At 60.4% G+C, this 15,624-nt stretch carries 13 protein-coding genes; all 13 read left to right on the top strand.

Annotation, left to right across the window (positions count from 1 at the left end; translation table 11 throughout):
- Window positions 1-122 precede the first annotated feature (122 nt).
- A complete protein-coding gene (locus tag D8U73_RS11075; protein WP_056856292.1) occupies window positions 123-1,745 on the top strand; it encodes a methyl-accepting chemotaxis protein in 1,623 nt (540 codons plus the stop codon).
- On the top strand, window positions 1,745-2,281 hold the full coding sequence (locus D8U73_RS11070) for a chemotaxis protein CheW (RefSeq protein ID WP_056856291.1): 537 nt from the start codon (window positions 1,745-1,747) through the stop codon (window positions 2,279-2,281). The genes D8U73_RS11075 and D8U73_RS11070 overlap by 1 nt, the downstream gene beginning before the upstream one ends.
- Entirely contained in the window at window positions 2,278-3,549 is a 1,272-nt protein-coding gene (locus tag D8U73_RS11065) for a protein-glutamate O-methyltransferase CheR (protein WP_130904472.1), read from the top strand. Before D8U73_RS11070 ends, D8U73_RS11065 begins: the two co-directional genes overlap by 4 nt.
- Window positions 3,546-4,229: a chemotaxis protein CheW gene (locus D8U73_RS11060; protein ID WP_056856289.1), complete on the top strand. Its 684-nt coding sequence runs from the start codon at window positions 3,546-3,548 to the stop codon at window positions 4,227-4,229. The genes D8U73_RS11065 and D8U73_RS11060 overlap by 4 nt, the downstream gene beginning before the upstream one ends.
- A complete protein-coding gene (locus tag D8U73_RS11055) occupies window positions 4,226-6,511 on the top strand; it encodes a hybrid sensor histidine kinase/response regulator (RefSeq protein ID WP_130904471.1) in 2,286 nt (761 codons plus the stop codon). Before D8U73_RS11060 ends, D8U73_RS11055 begins: the two co-directional genes overlap by 4 nt.
- Window positions 6,508-7,518 (top strand): chemotaxis response regulator protein-glutamate methylesterase, encoded by a 1,011-nt coding sequence (locus D8U73_RS11050; protein ID WP_130904470.1) that lies wholly within the window; start codon window positions 6,508-6,510, stop codon window positions 7,516-7,518. The genes D8U73_RS11055 and D8U73_RS11050 overlap by 4 nt, the downstream gene beginning before the upstream one ends.
- A gap of 48 nt (window positions 7,519-7,566) precedes the next feature.
- A complete protein-coding gene (locus D8U73_RS11045; RefSeq protein WP_130904469.1) occupies window positions 7,567-8,568 on the top strand; it encodes a PleD family two-component system response regulator in 1,002 nt (333 codons plus the stop codon).
- A gap of 244 nt (window positions 8,569-8,812) precedes the next feature.
- A protein-coding gene (gene prfB / locus D8U73_RS11040) for a peptide chain release factor 2 (protein ID WP_130904468.1) occupies window positions 8,813-9,908 on the top strand; the annotation gives its coding sequence in 2 pieces (ribosomal slippage) (window positions 8,813-8,884 and window positions 8,886-9,908; 1,095 coding nt in all).
- Between the two features lie 111 nt (window positions 9,909-10,019).
- Complete coding sequence (lysS, locus tag D8U73_RS11035) at window positions 10,020-11,522, top strand: lysine--tRNA ligase (RefSeq protein WP_130904467.1); 1,503 nt, start codon at window positions 10,020-10,022, stop codon at window positions 11,520-11,522.
- A 113-nt stretch (window positions 11,523-11,635) separates the two neighbouring features.
- Complete coding sequence (locus tag D8U73_RS11030) at window positions 11,636-12,340, top strand: TetR family transcriptional regulator (RefSeq protein ID WP_056856284.1); 705 nt, start codon at window positions 11,636-11,638, stop codon at window positions 12,338-12,340.
- 171 nt (window positions 12,341-12,511) lie between these two features.
- Entirely contained in the window at window positions 12,512-13,066 is a 555-nt protein-coding gene (locus tag D8U73_RS11025) for a hypothetical protein (protein ID WP_056856283.1), read from the top strand.
- Window positions 13,067-13,093: 27 nt separating this feature from the next.
- The gene (locus D8U73_RS11020) at window positions 13,094-14,371 is read left to right on the top strand and encodes a flavohemoglobin expression-modulating QEGLA motif protein (protein ID WP_130904466.1); all 1,278 of its coding nucleotides are present in this window, start codon (window positions 13,094-13,096) and stop codon (window positions 14,369-14,371) included.
- Window positions 14,372-14,645: 274 nt separating this feature from the next.
- Entirely contained in the window at window positions 14,646-15,560 is a 915-nt protein-coding gene (locus D8U73_RS11010; RefSeq protein ID WP_130904465.1) for an alpha/beta hydrolase, read from the top strand.
- Window positions 15,561-15,624 lie beyond the last annotated feature (64 nt).

Genomic DNA, 15,624 nt, shown 5'->3' with positions numbered 1-15,624 from the left:
CCTCCCCAGAGCCCACCCACGCTTTTTTGCGCGGGATGCGAAGTGGAGCGCAACCGTCTTATAAATGAAACAGCGCCCTCGGCTATACTCCCCGCATTTCGAATATGCCCCGAGGACTGACTGTGAAGAACTGGACGTTGCGCCAACGCATTTTGGCGAGCTTTGCGGTAATCATCGCCATCATGCTGCTGATGGTGGTCGTCTCGTATTCCCGGCTGTTGAAGATCGAAGACAGCGAAGCCAGCGTGCGCGAGGATGCGCTGCCAGGGCTGTATTACAGCTCCATGATTCGGGGCGCGTGGTCCGACAGCTATGTACACATTCAGGCCATGCTCGGCCTCGAGCAAGGGCAGGGCTTCACGGCAGAGGAAGCGGCCAACTTCAAGGGCTACGCTGCGCGGTTGACAGAGCAGATGGAGCTCTACCGCCAAACGATTACCGACGAAGAGGACAAGCGCGAGTACGCAGCCTTCGAAAAAATCCATGAGGACTACCACCGGATTCTGGCCGCGGTGATCGAGTTGCATAAACGCAACCAGAACGCCGAGGCCATCAACATGTTCACGGCTGAACTGACCCCGACCTGGACAGCGGGTCGCATGAAGGTCAGTGACATTCTTCGTCATAACAAGGCCGTGGCGGACGCCGATATCGCGGCCATTGATGACGCAGTGCTCACCGCCAAAGTCATCATGGGTATCTCGCTGGTGATCGCCGTGCTGGCCGCGGCTCTCTGTGGCCTGTTGCTGATGCGCGCCATCATGGCGCCGATGAATCGTATCGTGAAAATTCTCGAAATCATGCGCACCGGCGACCTCAGCAGCCGTTTGAATCTTGAGCGCAAGGATGAATTCGGCGCAGTGGAAACCGGCTTCAACGACATGATGGCCGAACTGACCTCACTGGTGTCCCAGGCGCAGCGTTCGTCGGTGCAGGTCACCACGTCGGTCACCGAAATCGCTGCCACCTCCAAGCAGCAGCAGGCCACCGCCACCGAGACAGCGGCCACCACCACTGAAATCGGCGCGACCTCCCGTGAAATCGCCGCAACATCGCGGGACCTGGTGCGCACCATGACCGAGGTGTCCACCGCCGCCGATCAGGCCTCGGTCGCCGCCGGTTCAGGCCAGCAAGGGCTGGCGCGCATGGAAGAAACCATGCACTCGGTGATGGGCGCGGCGGATCTGGTCAACGCCAAGCTGGCGATCCTCAACGAGAAAGCGGGCAACATCAACCAGGTGGTGGTGACCATCGTCAAGGTCGCCGACCAGACCAACCTGTTGTCGCTCAACGCCGCCATCGAGGCCGAGAAGGCCGGCGAGTATGGTCGCGGTTTTGCCGTGGTCGCCACCGAAGTGCGACGCCTGGCCGACCAGACCGCTGTTGCGACCTATGACATCGAGCAGATGGTGCGCGAGATTCAATCCGCTGTGTCGGCCGGTGTGATGGGCATGGACAAGTTCTCCGAAGAAGTGCGCCGCGGCATGTCCGAAGTGCAGCAGGTTGGCGAGCAACTGTCGCAGATCATCCATCAGGTCCAGGCACTGGCACCGCGGGTGTTGATGGTCAACGAGGGCATGCAGGCCCAGGCCACCGGTGCCGAGCAGATCAACCATGCGCTGGTGCAATTGGGCGATGCCAGCAGCCAGACCGTCGAATCCCTGCGTCAGGCCAGTTTCGCCATCGATGAATTGAGCCAGGTGGCCGTCGGGCTGCGCAGCGGCGTTTCGCGATTCAAAGTCTGATGAGCGAAATGACGGCCAAACGCAGCGCCGTTAAGCCAGCGTTGCACGCCTTGTTTCTGGTGTTTCGCATCGGCAGCGAGCGCTATGCCTTGCAGGCCATCGAAGTGGCGGAAGTGCTGCCGCGCCTGCCATTGAAACCCATCGCCCACGCGCCGCACTGGGTTGCGGGGGTGTTTGCCTATCGCGGTGCGGTGGTGCCGGTGATTGACCTTGGTGCTTTGACGTTTGGTACTCCATCGCAAGCGCGCACCAGCACGCGGCTGGTGCTGGTGCATTACCGACCGGATGAAAGCGCACAGGCGCAACTGCTCGGGCTGATTCTGGAACAGGCCACGGACACCTTGCGTTGCAACCCGGCGGATTTTCAGCCTTATGGGTTGGATAATCGCCAGGCCCCGTATCTGGGGCCGGTGCGCGAAGATGCCCACGGTCTGTTGCAATGGGTGCGAGTCGCCGATCTCTTGGATGAACCGGTGCGTGCGCTGCTGTTTCCGACGCCACCTCTGGACCTGACGCTGCTTGAGGGCCGGCCATGACCAGCGACCAGCGTTTTTTCGATTTCCTCAAAGAGCGCATCGGCCTTGACGTGACGTCGGTCGGTCCGGCGATCATCGAGCGTGCCGTGCGTCAACGCAGTGCGGCGGCTTCGGCGCAGTCGGCGGATGAATATTGGCGTACCTTGCAGGCGTCTGCCGACGAACAACAGGCGTTGATCGAAGCGGTGATCGTTCCCGAGACCTGGTTTTTTCGTTACCCGGAATCTTTCGCCACCCTGGCGAAACTGGCGACCAAACGGTTGGCAGACATCAACAATATGCGTGCCCTGCGGATTCTCAGCCTTCCGTGCTCCACGGGCGAGGAGCCTTACTCGATTGCCATGGCACTGCTGGATGCCGGGTTAAAACCGCACCAGTTCAAGGTCGAAGGCATGGATGTCAGCCCGCTGTCGGTGGACAAAGCCCGGCGCGCGCGGTACGGCAAGAACTCGTTTCGCGGTCAGGACATCACGTTTCGCGACCGGCATTTCACCGCCGAAGGCGACGGCTATCGGCTTAGTCCGCGAGTGCTCGATCAAGTCCACCTGCAGGTGGGCAACCTGCTCGATCCGGCATTGCTGGTCAACGAGCCACCCTATGACTTCGTGTTTTGCCGCAACCTGCTGATCTACTTCGATCTGGCCACACAAAAACAAGTGTTCGAGGTGCTCAAGCGCCTGACTCATGTGGATGGCGTGTTGTTTATCGGACCGGCCGAAGGCAGTCTGTTGGGGCGTTTGGGCATGCGTTCGATCGGTATCCCGCAATCCTTTGCCTTCAGCCGGCAGAGCCCGGCGGAGTCAGAGCCGTTGCCAGCTTTCGTCCCCACACCTTTACGGGTGCCGCAACCCCTGCGCAATGTGCTTGCCCCTGCGACCAGCAAGCGCCCATTCACCAGCACTGCACGCCCTGTGCCACCGGCGAACACAGGCAACACCGACGCCGCCAGGCTGCTGGCGAACATCGCCGCGCTGGCCAATGAAGGCAAAAGTACCGAGGCTCGCGCCGCGTGTGACAGTTACTTGCGCAGCCATGAGCCGGTGGCCCAGGTTTTCTACTGGCTGGGTTTGCTCAGCGATGTCGCCGGCAGTGTTCTGGAGGCCCAAGGGTTTTACCGCAAGGCGTTGTACCTCGAACCGCAACATCCCGACGCATTGATGCATCTGGCCGCCTTGCTGCAGTCCCAGGGCGATACGGCGGGAGCCCGACGATTGCAGGAACGCGCCGCCCGCAGCGAGCGCGCCGCTGACAGTGAGCGTAAACGATGATCGCCTCCGACACCTTTAGCGTCACCCATGAAGATGCCCAGGCCATCGATGATTGCTGGAACCGCATCGGGATCCATGGCGACAAATCCTGTCCGTTGTTGATCGAACACATTCATTGCCGTAATTGCGCGGTGTATTCGGCGGCGGCGACACGTTTGCTGGATCGCTATGCGTTGCAGCAGGAAGACCGTGAACATGTGTCCGGTACGTTGCAGAGCGAGGTGAAAACCCGCTCGCTGCTGATGTTCCGCCTCGGTGAAGAATGGCTGGGGCTGGCGACGCGCAGCCTGGTAGAAGTGGCGCCGATGCAAGCCATTCACTCCCTGCCGCACCAGCGTTCGCGGGCCTTGCTCGGTGTGGCGAACGTACGCGGTGCGCTGGTGGCGTGCCTGTCGTTGGTCGAATTGCTGGGGCTCGACGGCGTCAGCAGCGTGGCGACGGGCGCGCGGGTCATGCCGCGCATGCTGATCATCGCCGCTCACGGTGGGCCGGTGGTCGTACCGGTGGACGAAGTGGACGGGATTCACGCCATCGACGAGCTTGTGCTCGAGGCTGCGTCGAAATCCGGCAACCAGGCCAATGCCAAATACACCCAAGGCGTGTTGCAATTCAAAGGTCGCAGCCTGCGTTGGCTGAATGAAGAACAGCTGTTGTCCGCCGTGACCCGGAGCCTCACATGACCCCCGAGCAAATGCGCGATGCCTCTTTGCTGGAGCTGTTCAGCCTCGAAGCCGAAGCCCAGACCCTGGTTTTGAGCGCAGGTCTGCTGGCGCTGGAGCGCGACCCGACCCTGGCCGATCAGCTCGAATCGTGCATGCGCGCGGCGCACTCGCTCAAGGGCGCAGCACGAATTGTCGGCGTCGATGCCGGCGTCAGTGTCGCGCACGTCATGGAGGACTGCCTGGTCAGCGCCCAGGAAGGGCGGTTGTACCTGCGCCCCGAACATATCGATGCGTTGCTGCAAGGCACTGATTTGCTGATGCGCATCGCCACACCCGGCAACGCCCCGCTGCCTGTGGATATCGAAGCCTATGTCGCGCTGATGGCGCGCTTGCTCGATCCGGCTGCCGCCGTCATGCCGGCCAAGGCAACGCCCGCTCCGGTCATGGCAGAGCTTCAGCTCGAAGCTCCGGTGGCCAAGGTTGAAGTCCCGGAACCGGAGATTGAAGCGCCGCCCGCCGCGCCGAAGAAGACCAGACGCACCACCGAAAACGGCGAGCGCGTGTTGCGGGTGACCGCCGAGCGTCTTAACAGCCTGCTCGATCTGTCGAGTAAATCCCTGGTGGAAACCCTGCGGCTCAAGCCGCACCTGGCCACCATGCAGCGCCTCAAGCGCATGCAGAACAACAGCCTGCGAGCACTGGAAAATCTCAACGTCCATCTCAAGGAACACGCCCTGAGCCTTGAAGCCCGGGAAGCCCTCGAAGATGCTCGTCGACTGCTGGCGGAGTCACAGCAGTTGCTGGCGGAAAAAAACGCCGAACTCGATGAGTTCGCCTGGCAGGCCAGTCAGCGGGCACAGGTGTTGTACGACACGGCGCTGGCCTGTCGCATGCGGCCATTCGCCGATGTGCTGACCGGTCAGGTGCGCATGGTCCGCGATCTGGGCCGCAGTCTCGGCAAGCAGGTACGCCTGGAGATCGAGGGCGAGAAAACCCAGGTCGACCGTGATGTGTTGGAAAAACTCGAAGCCCCACTCACCCACCTGCTGCGCAATGCCGTCGATCACGGCATCGAATCGCCGGAGCAACGGCTGTTGGCCGGCAAGCCCGAGGAAGGCCTGATCCGCCTTCGTGCTTCCCATCAGGCCGGGTTGCTGGTGCTGGAACTCAGTGATGATGGCAACGGTGTCGATCTGGAAAAGGTCCGTCGCAGCATCATCGAACGCCAATTGTCCCCGGCGGAAACCGCCGCACAGTTGAGCGAAGAGGAACTGCTGACGTTCCTGTTCCTGCCGGGTTTCAGCCTGCGCGACACGGTCACTGAAGTCTCCGGCCGCGGCGTCGGCCTGGACGCGGTGCAGCACATGGTCCGCCAGTTGCGTGGCGCGGTGGTGCTGGAGCAGACGGCGGGCGAGGGCAGCCGCTTTCACCTGGAGGTGCCGCTGACCCTGTCGGTGGTGCGCAGCCTGGTGGTGGAAGTCGGCGACGAAGCCTATGCCTTTCCGCTGGCGCATATCGAACGCATGTGCGATCTGGAGCCGGGGGACATCGTTCAGGTCGAGGGCCGCCAGCATTTTTGGCATGAAGGCCGGCACGTCGGACTGGTCGCCGCCAGCCAATTGCTGCAACGTCCTGCGAGCCAGGGCAATCAGCAGACCTTGAAAGTCGTGGTCATTCGCGAGCGCGATACCGTTTATGGCGTAGCGGTCGAGCGTTTTATCGGCGAGCGCACGCTGGTGGTGCTGCCCCTGGATGAGCGCCTGGGCAAGATCCAGGACATTTCCGCCGGAGCCTTGCTCGACGATGGCTCGGTGGTGTTGATCGTCGACGTCGAGGACATGTTGCGTTCGGTGGACAAACTGCTCAACACCGGGCGCCTGGAGCGCATCGCCCGTCACAGCAACCAGGCGGCCGAAGCGGCACGCAAGCGGATTCTGGTGGTGGATGACTCGCTCACTGTGCGCGAACTGCAACGCAAATTGCTGCTCAATCGCGGCTATGACGTGGCCGTGGCGGTGGACGGCATGGACGGCTGGAACGCATTGCGTTCGGAAGATTTCGATCTGTTGATCACCGATATCGATATGCCGCGCATGGACGGTATCGAACTGGTGTCGTTGTTGCGGCGGGACAACCGCCTGCAATCGTTGCCGGTGATGGTGGTTTCCTACAAGGATCGAGAGGAGGACCGTCGCCGTGGACTGGATGCCGGAGCCGACTATTATCTAGCCAAAGCCAGTTTTCATGATGACGCCCTGCTTGATGCAGTGGTTGAGCTCATAGGAGGAGCGCGGGCATGAAGATCGCAATTGTCAACGACATGCCCATGGCCGTAGAAGCCCTGCGCCGGGCGCTGGCGTTCGAGCCGGCGCACCAGGTGATCTGGGTGGCCGGCAACGGCAGGGAAGCCGTGCAGATGTGTGCCGAACAGACCCCGGACCTGATCCTGATGGACCTGATCATGCCAGTGATGGACGGGGTGGAGGCGACTCGCCGGATCATGGCCGAAACGCCCTGCGCCATTGTCATCGTCACGGTCGATCGTCAACAGAATGTGCATCGGGTCTTCGAAGCCATGGGCCATGGTGCCCTGGACGTGGTCGACACCCCGGCCATCGGAGCCGGCAATGCCCAGGAAGCGGCAGCGCCGCTGTTACGCAAAATCATGAATGTGGGCTGGCTGATCGGCGAAAAGGGCAACCGCGAGCGATCAGTGCCGGGCCCGCTGCGCAGTGCTGGTTCGCGCCAGAGTCTGATTGCCATTGGCTCATCCGCTGGCGGGCCGGCGGCACTGGAAGTCCTGCTCAAGGGACTTCCGAGGGATTTTTCCCCGGCCATCGTGCTGGTCCAGCATGTTGATCAGGTGTTTGCCGCCGGAATGGCCGAATGGCTCAGTAGCGCCAGCGGGCTCAACGTGCGCCTGGCACAGGAAGGCGAGCCGCCACAAAGTGGCACCGTGTTGCTGGCCGGCACCAACCACCATATCCGCTTGTTGAAAAACGGCACGCTGGCCTACACCGCCGAACCGGTCAATGAGATTTATCGCCCCTCGATCGATGTGTTTTTCGAGAGTGTGGCCAGGTACTGGAACGGTGACGCGGTCGGCGTTTTGCTCACCGGTATGGGGCGTGATGGTGCGCAGGGGCTTAAACTCATGCGCCAGCAGGGTTACCTGACCATCGCACAGGATCAGAACAGCAGCGCGGTGTACGGCATGCCGAAGGCGGCTGCGGCCATCGATGCCGCCGTGGAAATACGCCCGCTGGACAAGATCGCGCCACGTTTGCTGGAGATCTTTGCAAAATGACTACCTCTATCAGCAATCCTGGCCCAAGCAGTATTCAGGTGAACGCACATGAATGATTTACAGCTCGACGACTTCAAGACTGACGAAAATGCCGCCATGGTGTTATTGGTGGACGATCAGGCGATGATCGGCGAGGCGGTACGGCGCGGGTTGTCGAACGAAGAAAACATCGACTTCCACTTCTGCTCCGATCCGCACCAGGCCATCGCCCATGCGGTGCGTATCAAGCCGACGGTGATCCTGCAGGATCTGGTCATGCCTGGCCTCGACGGCTTGAGCCTGGTGCGTGAGTACCGCAACCATCCGGCGACCAAGGACATTCCGATCATCGTCCTGTCGACCAAGGAAGACCCGCTGATCAAGAGCGCGGCGTTCGCGGCCGGGGCCAACGATTATCTGGTCAAACTGCCGGACAACATCGAACTGGTGGCGCGGATCCGCTATCACTCGCGCTCCTATATGACCCTGTTGCAGCGCGATGCCGCCTACCGTGCGCTGCGGGTCAGCCAGCAGCAATTGCTCGATACCAACCTGGTGCTGCAACGCCTGATGAACTCCGATGGCCTGACCGGGCTGTCGAACCGTCGGCATTTCGATGAGTACATGGAGCTTGAATGGCGGCGTTCACTACGTGAACAAAGCCAATTGTCGTTGTTGATGATCGATGTGGATTATTTCAAGACCTACAATGACAGTTTCGGCCACCTGGAAGGCGATGAAGCCCTGCGCAAGGTTGCCGCGGCAATCCGCGATGCCAGCTCCCGTCCTTCTGACTTGCCGGCGCGTTACGGCGGAGAAGAGTTCGCCCTGGTGTTGCCCAATACGTCCCAGGGCGGGGCGCGGCTGGTGGCGGAAAAACTGCGCATGACCGTGGAAGCCTTGAAGATTCCGCACATTTCCCCGAGCGAAGGCTCAAGCCTGACGATCAGCATCGGCCTGTCGACCGTCACACCGACACCCGGCAGCAACTGCCGGGAACTGATCCTGGCGGCGGACAAGGGGCTGTATCTGGCCAAGCACAGTGGGCGAAATCAGGTAGGGATCGGGTAATCTGCAATTTCTACCAAACGACGCAGAACCCGTGGGAGCCAGGCTTGCCCGCGATGAGGGCCTGACAAGCGATACTGCATCGACTGACACGCCGCCATCGCGGGCAAGCCCGGCTCCCACAGGTTTCGCATCGTTGCAAAGTTCGCCTGCAAACCTGCCTTTTCAGCCAAGCGGACTGCCGTTCCCAGCCGTTTGCCGTTATACTCGCCGGCTTTCAAAAGTTCGCCAACGAGTGCTGCCCGCCATGGAAATCAACCCGATCCTTAACACCATCAAGGACCTGTCCGAGCGCTCCGAAACCATTCGGGGGTATCTTTGACTACGATCAAAAGCATGAGCGTCTGACCGAGGTCAATCGCGAGCTTGAAGATCCGAGTGTCTGGAACAAACCTGAGTACGCCCAGGAGTTGGGCCGCGAGCGCTCTGCGCTGGCGCAAATCGTCGAAACCCTGGACGAACTGAACGCCGGTCTGGCCGATTGCCGCGACCTGCTGGACATGGCCGTCGAAGAAAATGACGAAGGCGCGGTGGGCGATGTCGTCGCCGAACTGGCCCGTCTCGAGGAAAACCTCGCCAAGCTTGAATTCCGTCGCATGTTCAGCCACGAAATGGACCCGAACAACGCCTACCTGGACATCCAGGCCGGCTCCGGCGGCACCGAAGCCCAGGACTGGGCCAACATCCTGTTGCGCATGTACCTGCGCTGGGCCGACAAACGCGGTTTCGACGCGACCATCATGGAGCTGTCTGCCGGTGAAGTCGCCGGGATCAAGGGCGCCACGGTGCACATCAAGGGCGAGTACGCCTTTGGCTGGCTGCGTACCGAGATCGGCGTGCATCGTCTGGTGCGCAAGAGCCCGTTCGACTCCGGCAACCGTCGCCACACCTCGTTTTCCGCGGTGTTCGTCTCGCCAGAGATCGATGACAAGGTGGAAATCGAGATCAACCCGGCAGACCTGCGAATCGACACCTATCGTTCCTCCGGTGCCGGTGGTCAGCACGTAAACACCACCGACTCGGCCGTACGTATCACCCACGTACCGACCAACACCGTGGTCAGCTGCCAGAACGAACGTTCCCAGCACGCCAACAAGGACACCGCCATGAAAATGCTGCGGGCCAAGTTGTATGAGCAGGAAATGCAGAAACGCAATGCGGCCTCCCAGGCCCTGGAAGACACCAAGTCCGATATCGGCTGGGGTCACCAGATTCGTTCGTACGTGCTGGATGCCTCGCGGATCAAGGATCTGCGCACCAACATCGAACGCAGCGACTGCGACAAGGTGCTCGATGGCGACATCGACGAGTACCTGGAAGCCAGCCTGAAATCCGGGCTGTAAAAGACGCACACAGGATCGCTGATTCAGCGCGATCCCTGTAGGAGCCAGCCTGCTGGCGATCCCCGGGCCGCAGGGCCCGGGGGCAACGAACCTGATGGAATATTTAAAGACATGAGCGACCTAGAACTCGACCCGCAAGCCCTGCAACAGGAAGAAAACTCCCTGATCGCCCTGCGCAAGGAAAAGCTGGCTGCCGAGCGCGCCAAGGGCAACGCCTTCCCGAACGACTTCCGCCGCGAAAACTACTGCGATGCCTTGCAGAAACAGTACGCGGACAAGACCAAGGAAGAGCTGGCAGAGGCTGCGATCCCGGTCAAGGTTGCCGGTCGCATCATGCTTAACCGTGGCTCGTTCATGGTGATCCAGGACATGACCGGTCGCATCCAGGTCTACGTCAACCGCAAGACCCTGTCCGAAGAAACCCTGGCCGCGGTGAAAACCTGGGACATGGGCGACATCATTGCTGCCGAAGGGACCCTGGCCCGTTCCGGCAAGGGCGACCTGTACGTTGAAATGACCACCGTGCGCCTGCTGACCAAGTCCCTGCGCCCGCTGCCGGACAAGCACCATGGCCTGACCGATACCGAACAACGCTATCGCCAGCGTTACGTTGACCTGATCGTCAACGAAGACGTGCGCCAGACCTTCCGCGTGCGTTCGCAAGTGATTGCGCACATCCGCAGCTTCCTGATGAAGCGCGACTTCCTGGAAGTGGAAACGCCGATGCTGCAGACCATTCCGGGCGGCGCCGCGGCCAAGCCGTTCGAAACCCACCACAACGCACTGGACATGGAAATGTTCCTGCGTATCGCGCCTGAGCTGTACCTCAAGCGCCTGGTGGTTGGCGGCTTCGAGAAAGTGTTCGAGATCAACCGCAACTTCCGTAACGAAGGTGTCTCGACCCGACACAACCCTGAATTCACCATGTTGGAGTTCTACCAGGCCTACGCCGACTACGAAGACAACATGGACCTGACCGAAGAATTGTTCCGTGAACTGGCGCAGCTGGTTCTGGGCAGCACCGACGTGCCGTACGGCGACAAGGTGTTCCACTTCGGCGAGCCGTTCGTGCGTCTGTCGGTGTTCGACTCGATCCTCAAGTACAACCCTGAGCTGACCGCTGACGACCTGAACGACATCGACAAGGCCCGTGCCATCGCCAAGAAGGCCGGCGCCAAGGTGCTGGGCTTTGAGGGTCTGGGCAAGCTGCAGGTGATGATTTTCGAAGAACTGGTCGAGCACAAGCTGGAACAGCCGCACTTCATTACCCAGTACCCGTTCGAAGTGTCGCCGCTGGCCCGTCGCAACGACGATAACCCGAACGTTACCGACCGTTTCGAACTGTTCATCGGTGGCCGTGAAATCGCCAACGCCTACTCCGAGTTGAATGACGCGGAAGACCAGGCCGAGCGTTTCATGGCGCAGGTGGCCGATAAGGACGCCGGCGACGACGAAGCCATGCACTACGACGCCGACTTCGTTCGTGCGCTGGAGTACGGCATGCCGCCAACGGCCGGTGAAGGTATCGGCATCGACCGTCTGGTGATGCTGCTGACCAACTCCCCGTCGATCCGCGACGTGATCCTGTTCCCGCACATGCGGCCGCAAGCGTAAGTGTTTCAGTTAAAAAGCCGCCTTTTCAGGCGGTTTTTTATTGCCTGTCTGGTACAAACGTATCAAATGGTTACTTTTGAAGTGAAAGAGGAGTTCCTGTCGTGAACGGTGCAATGGCTCAAGAAGGTGCGGCGGGTGTCGCCACAGCGGTCGCTGAGAGTGTCCAGTACCAGGGGCGCAAGGCCAGCCGACAGGGCAGCGAACAGCGTCGACAGGATATTCTCGATGCCGCGATGCGCATTGTCGTGCGTGATGGCGTGCGGGCGGTAAGGCACCGTGCAGTGGCCGCCGAGGCGCAAGTGCCGCTGTCGGCAACCACTTACTATTTCAAGGATATCGATGACCTGCTTACCGATACCTTCGCCCAATACGTCGAACGCAGCGCGGCGTACATGGCCAAGCTGTGGGTCAACAACGAAGGCCTGTTGCGCGACATGATCGCCAGCGGTGACGGCAGTCCACAGGCGCGCTCGAAACTGGCGGACGACATTGCGCGATTGATGACCGACTATGTCCACCGGCAACTGGTGACGCGTCGTGAGCATTTGATGGCCGAACAGGCGTTCCGCCAGGAAGCGCTGTTGAACCCGCGTCTGGCTGTGCTGGTGCGCTCGCATCAGCAGATACTGTTGCAGGGGTCTTGCCAGCTTTTCCAGGTATTGGGTTCGCGCGAGCCACAACAGGATGCCAAAGTGTTGACGTCTATAATCGGACGGATGGAATATCAGGGCCTGCTCAACGAGGCTGAGCCGGTCGCCGAAGAGGAAATGCTCGGCATACTTACGCGTTATATGCATTTGGTGCTGGCATCGGTATAAATCCCGCGCCGTCACTAAACCCTGTATCGATCATTCCCACGCTCTGCGTGGGAATGCCGCCCGGGACGCTCCGCGCCCCTTGTCGGTGTGACGCTGGGCGTCACTGGATGCGTTCCCACGCAGAACGTGGGAACGATCAGCAAAGCGGTTTGATCATCAAGGGAGTGTTGAATGAAAGCCTGGCGTGTCGTTGTGATCGCCTTGTCGTTCCTGTTGCTCAGTGGCTGTCTGGTGACTTTCAAGGAACCATTGCCCACCGGCGAACCTGCGCCCAAAGGGTTGCTCGGCAAATGGACCAGCACCAACGCCTGGGGGGAACCGGTCAATCTGGAACTGACGCGCGTCGGCGACAATCGCTATCAGGCAGTCAGTTACTTCCGGGCCAAACCCAGGGAGCGCGAGGCCTACCCGTTCACGGTGTCGCGCCATGGCAATCGCTGGTATTTCTCGGCGAAGGTACCGGCGCAGTTTGGAGGCAACTTCACCGTGGGCGGGTTTGAACTCACCGACAAGCACGAACTGGTGGTGTACAACCTCGACCTTGAACAGATCCAACAGGCGATGGGGCAGAACGTCCTGAGCGGCCAGCGTTTTCAAACCGACGACGGCGATGGCGTGCTGATCGACAACAGCATGGACCAGGTGTCCGCCTGGCTCGACGATCCGGCCAACTCCGATGTATTCGTCGAAGTGGTGCGCTATCAGCGTCAGGCCAAAACCAGATAAACCCAGCATTTTCTACAGGAGTTTCGGGTGGACGATTACCAGCAGTCGATACGCATTTTGTCCGATCGCATTGTGCTGGCGCAGACGCCGATCCGCGTCCTCGATGCGGTCAAGTGGGACGAGAATATTCGCAAGGGCTTCCTCAAGGCCAAAGGCAAGGAAATGCCAGTGGTGGACCGCGACTACTACCTCAATCGGCCACTGGCGTTCGACTCCAGCAAGGTAAAGCTGGAATTCCAGAACATCGAGCGCGACATCACCCGTCAGCTCGGCCAGTTCAACCCGGTCGGCCAGATCATGCGCCGCATGTGCAAGGAGTACCGCATGGTGGTGCGCATGCTTGAAGCGCGCGGCACCGAGGATTTCGGCCTGATTTCCCAGGAATTGTATGGCGCCGCATCCGATGCGTTCCACGCCGGTGACCCGACGCTGTCTGACCTGGGCATGATGTTGTCCGAATACCTGAACAATATTGACGGCCGTGGCGATCTGAAGGATGAACCCAAGACCCTGACCGCCAAAGAAGCCGTGCACCTGCTGCAAACCCGCTTGAACAGGGTATTTGGCGAGGCCGAGGAAACCATCCGCGTGTTCGAGTCCGACGGCATCGTCGCCGACGCGGCGGCGGGCGCCGACTACATCAAGATCCGCACCGACGCGATGTTCAACGAGCGTGACGTGCGCGCCCTGGAAGTCCACGAAGGGCTGGTGCACGTCGGCACCACGCTCAACGGCCTGAACCAGCCGATCTGCACCTTTCTGTCGAAGGGTCCGCCCTCGTCGACGGTGACCCAGGAAGGCCTGGCGATCCTGATGGAAATCATCACCTTCGCCTCCTACCCGAGCCGCCTGCGCAAACTGACCAACCGCACCCGTGCGATCCACATGGTGGAGGAGGGCGCGGATTTCCTGCAGGTGTTCGAGTTCTTCCGCGAACAAGGTTTTGAAATGCCCGAGAGCTACAGCAACGCCAGTCGCGTTTTCCGTGGCTCGGTACCGACAGGCCTGCCATTTACCAAAGACTTGTCCTACCTCAAGGGCTTCATCATGATTTACAACTACATTCAGTTGGCCGTGCGCAAAGGCAAGCTTGAGCAGATCCCGCTGTTGTTTTGTGGCAAGACCACGCTGGAAGACATGCGCACCTTGCGCCAGTTGGTCGATGAAGGCCTGGTAGTGCCGCCCAAGTATTTGCCGGAACAGTTCCGTGACATGAACGCATTGTCGGCATGGATGTGCTTCTCGAACTTCCTCAACCACCTGAGCCTGGACCGGATCGAGGCGGATTATTCCAACATTTTATAAGGCTGGTGAATAACCCTGTGGGAGCGGGCTTGCCCGCGATGGCGGCATAACATTCAGCATGAATGTTGACAGTGACATTGCTATCGCGGGCAAGCCCGCTCCCACAGGTTGATCATTTGCCTGAGAGTCTTTATCTCTGATCGTTCCCACGCTCCGCGTGGGAATGCCGCCATGGACGCTCCGCGTCCACTGTGACGCAGAGCGTCACGGTATGCATTCCCACGCAGAGCGTGGGAACGATCTTGATCAACCTAATTTTGCGAGGTTTCACCGGATGAGAATCCTCGGCACCCTCTGCCTTCTCCTGTCCCTGAGCGGTTGCAGTTCGCTGCTGTTCTACCCCGAACCCGGCCAGTTGTTCACCCCGGAAAAAGCCAAACTCCAATACCGCGAAGTCACCTTGGTCACCGCCGATGGCCTGAAGCTGAATGCCTGGTGGCTACCGGCGAAACAGGGGGTCGAGGTCAAGGGCACGGTGCTGCACCTGCACGGCAACGGCGGCAATTTGCCGATGCATCTTGGCGGCAGTTATTGGTTGCCCGAGCAGGGTTATCAAGTGCTGCTGTTGGACTATCGCGGTTATGGGTTGTCCGAAGGCAAACCGAGTCTGCCGGCGATCTACCAGGACATCGATGCCGCGTTCAAGTGGCTCGATCAGGCACCCGAGGTCAAAGGCAAGCCAGTGATTCTGCTCGGCCAGAGCCTCGGGGGGGCAATGGCGGTTCACTACCTGGTTCAGCACCCGCAGCGGCAAAAACAGCTCAAGGCTTTTGTGCTCGATGGTGTGCCCGCCAGCTACCGCAGTGTCGGTCAGTTTGCGTTGAGTCATTCGTGGGTGTTCTGGACATTCCAGGTGCCGCTGTCCTGGCTGGTGCCGGACGGTGACAGCGCCATCAACTCCATGGCCCAGCTCAATGGCGTACCGAAACTGATCTACCACAGCATCGATGATCCGATCGTGCCTCTTTCCAACGGCATCCGACTGTATCAAGCTGCGCCGCCGCCGCGCGTGCTGCAATTGACCCGCGGTGGGCACGTGCAGACATTCGCCGACCCGGTCTGGCGCACCGTCATGTTGCGCTATCTGGAAGATCCGCAACATTTCAACGGCCTGCGCCGGCTGGGTGAAATCCCCAATTACCCGGCACCCCCGAATTCACCCGCCGAACCATCAGAGAACCCGCAATGAGTGAAGAACGTAACGCCATCCCGCTGATCATCACCGGTATCTGCAGCATCCTCGGCACCGTCGG

This window comes from Pseudomonas sp. Sample_22 (assembly GCF_004307635.1).
Classification (GTDB): Bacteria; Pseudomonadota; Gammaproteobacteria; order Pseudomonadales; family Pseudomonadaceae; genus Aquipseudomonas.
The sequence above is the reverse complement of the archived record's forward strand: the minus strand, read 5'-3'. Positions and strand labels throughout refer to the sequence as shown.